Below are 2,503 nucleotides of genomic sequence, written 5' to 3'. Positions count from 1 at the left end.
ATTCACCAAAAACGGTATAAAAACGAAAAAACCCTTACTAGTTGTCTAGTAAGGGTTTAATTTAAATCGAATAAATCGATAAAAAAGGCGGCGACCTACTCTTCCACAGTCAAGCAGTACCATCGGCGCAAACGGGCTTAACTACTCTGTTCGGAATGGTAAGAGGTGAGCCCCGTCGCTATAACCACCTTAAATTTTGGTTGTTATAAATAATCAACACTAATATTGTTGACATATTGAAAAAATCACATGAATAAATATATAATATATTGTAAACTTTATAAAAAAACAGGCGTACAATAAGCCTATGGGTTATTAGTACTACTCGGCTATGACATTACTGCCTTTACACCTATAGCCTATCAACGTGGTCATCTTCCACGACCCTTTAAAGAAATCTCATCTTGTGGTGGGTTTCGCGCTTATATGCTTTCAGCGCTTATCCCTTCCGAACGTAGCTACCCTGCAATGCTCCTGGCGGAACAACAGGTACACCAGAGGTTCGTCCAACTCGGTCCTCTCGTACTAGAGTCAGATCCACTCAAATTTCTAACGCCCACTGTAGATAGAGACCGAACTGTCTCACGACGTTCTGAACCCAGCTCGCGTGCCACTTTAATGGGCGAACAGCCCAACCCTTGGGACCTTCTCCAGCCCCAGGATGTGACGAGCCGACATCGAGGTGCCAAACCCCCCCGTCGATATGAGCTCTTGGGGGAGATCAGCCTGTTATCCCCGGCGTACCTTTTATCCTTTGAGCGATGGCCCTTCCATACGGAACCACCGGATCACTATGCTCTACTTTCGTACCTGATCGACCTGTATGTCTCTCAGTCAAGCTCCCTTATGCCATTGCACTCTACGCACGGTTACCAAGCGTGCTGAGGGAACCTTTAGAAGCCTCCGTTACTCTTTTGGAGGCGACCACCCCAGTCAAACTACCCACCAAGCACTGTCCTTTCTTTGAAAGTTAGACTCTAGATAAGCAAAGGGTGGTATTTCAACAATGACTCCACAACGCCTAGCGACGCCACTTCAAAGTCTCCCACCTATCCTACACATTACTTATCCAAAACCAATACTAAGCTATAGTAAAGGTGCACGGGGTCTTTTCGTCCCACAGCGGGTAATCGGCATCTTCACCGATACTACAATTTCACCGAGCTCATGGCTGAGACAGTGTCCAGATCGTTACACCATTCGTGCAGGTCGGAACTTACCCGACAAGGAATTTCGCTACCTTAGGACCGTTATAGTTACGGCCGCCGTTTACTGGGGCTTCATTTGAGATCTTCGAAGTAAACTTCTAAACCCTCCACTTAACCTTCCAGCACCGGGCAGGTGTCAGGCCCTATACATCATCTTTCGATTTAGCAGAGCCCTGTGTTTTTGATAAACAGTCGCCTGGACCTTTTCACTGCGGCCTCCAATTACTTGGAGGCGACCCTTCTCCCGAAGTTACGGGTCTATTTTGCCTAGTTCCTTAGCCATGAATCTCTCGAGCACCTTAGAATTCTCATCCCAACTACCTGTGTCGGTTTAGGGTACGGGCTGCTTCACTTGCTTTTCTTGGAAGTCGATTCGCTAGATTATCACCTTGACCGTAGTCTCAGTGTACTATCGCGGTATTACTACTCGCTTCAACGTACTATTCCGTCAGTACGCACTAACTTTTCGCCTCCGTCACGTTTAATGTGAGCAGGTACAGGAATATTAACCTGTTGTCCATCCACTACCCCTTTCGGGTTCGCGTTAGGTCCCGACTAACCCTCAGCTGATTAGCATAGCTGAGGAAACCTTAGTCTTTCGGTGTGCGGGTTTCTCGCCCGCATTATCGTTACTTATGCCTACATTTTCTTTTGTAGCTTCTCCAGCATACCTCACAGTACACCTTCAACGACACTACAATGCTCCCCTACCACTTTTAAAAGTCCATAGCTTCGGTAGTATGTTTATGCCCGATTATTATCCATGCCGAACCGCTCGACTAGTGAGCTGTTACGCACTCTTTAAATGAATGGCTGCTTCCAAGCCAACATCCTAGCTGTCTAAGCAGTTCAACCTCGTTTATTCAACTTAACATACATTTGGGGACCTTAGCTGATGGTCTGGGTTCTTTCCCTCTCGGACATGGACCTTAGCACCCATGCCCTCACTGCTGATGAACATTTTATAGCATTCGGAGTTTGTCAGGAATTGGTAGGCGGTGAAGCCCCCGCATCCAATCAGTAGCTCTACCTCTATAAAACTATAAATCAACGCTGCACCTAAATGCATTTCGGGGAGTACGAGCTATTTCCGAGTTTGATTGGCCTTTCACCCCTACCCACAGGTCATCCGAAGACTTTTCAACGTCAACCGGTTCGGGCCTCCACTGTGTGTTACCACAGCTTCACCCTGCCCATGGGTAGATCACACGGTTTCGCGTCTACCACTACTAACTAAAACGCCCTATTCAGACTCGCTTTCGCTACGGATCCGGACCTGAAGTCCTTAACCTTGC

Annotated in this window: 2 rRNA genes (1 of these 2 only partly in view); both read right to left on the bottom strand. The window is 47.2% G+C overall.

Going from position 1 to position 2,503, the window contains the following annotated elements:
* Nucleotides 1-82: 82 nt before the first annotated feature.
* Nucleotides 83-192: ribosomal RNA gene (gene rrf / locus GN138_RS15790) — 5S ribosomal RNA — on the bottom strand.
* A gap of 103 nt (nucleotides 193-295) precedes the next feature.
* A 23S ribosomal RNA gene (locus GN138_RS15785) occupies nucleotides 296-2,503 on the bottom strand (it continues 615 nt past the right edge of the window).

Source organism: Winogradskyella endarachnes (genome assembly GCF_009741275.1).
Lineage (GTDB): Bacteria > Bacteroidota > Bacteroidia > Flavobacteriales > Flavobacteriaceae > Winogradskyella > Winogradskyella endarachnes.
Note: the sequence above shows the minus strand (reverse complement) of the source record. Positions and strands in the feature narration are given on the sequence as shown.